We start from the raw sequence: 820 nt of genomic DNA on the forward strand, positions 1-820 counted from the left end.
ACAATGCCGCCAAAGACACAGTAGCACTGGCGGGCACCGGTGGCACTAAAATCACTAACTTAAAAGATGGCACGGTTTCGGCGACTTCAACCGATGCGGTTAACGGTAAGCAACTGTTTGGGGTGCAAACCACTGCCAATACGGCCAAGACCACCGCAGACGGCGCGAGAACCGCCGCCACGGCTGCCCAAACCACGGCAACGGCAGCACAAAACACCGCTAATACTGCTAACAGCACGGCTAATACCAATAAAACCAATATCACCAATTTACAGAATGCGGATAAATTGAGTGTTAAATATAATGCCGATAAAAGTGCGGTAGCGCTGACCGGCACCGGCGGTACTAAAATCACCAACTTAAAAGACGGCACGGTTTCGGCGACCTCGACCGAGGCGGTTAACGGTAAGCAGCTGTTTGGGGTGCAAACCACTGCCAATACGGCTAAGACCACTGCAGACGGCGCGAGAACCGCCGCCACCGCCGCCCAGACTACGGCAACGGCAGCACAAAACACCGCCAATACCGCTAACAGTACTGCCAATACCAATAAAACCAACATTACTGCGCTGCAAGCCGCAGATGCCCTGAATGTGAAATACAATGCCGCCAAAGACACGGTGGCACTGGCGGGCACCGGTGGCAGTAAAATCACCAACTTAAAAGACGGCACGGTGTCAACCACCTCAACCGATGCGGTCAGCGGTAAACAGTTGTATGCGGTGAAAGCGATTGCCGATAAAAACAGTGGTGAAATTACTAAGTTAACCACCACCATCAACAATATCAATAACGGCGGCATCGGTTTGGTGCAAGACGA

General features: G+C 52.3%; 1 protein-coding gene. It reads left to right on the forward strand.

All coding sequences use genetic code 11. The features are described from left to right. The coding region (locus FHQ23_RS01185; protein WP_267963583.1) for an alanine-zipper protein at positions 1–820 on the forward strand (820 nt) is incomplete at both ends.

Source organism: Testudinibacter crocodili (genome assembly GCF_006228025.1).
GTDB lineage: Bacteria > Pseudomonadota > Gammaproteobacteria > Enterobacterales > Pasteurellaceae > Chelonobacter.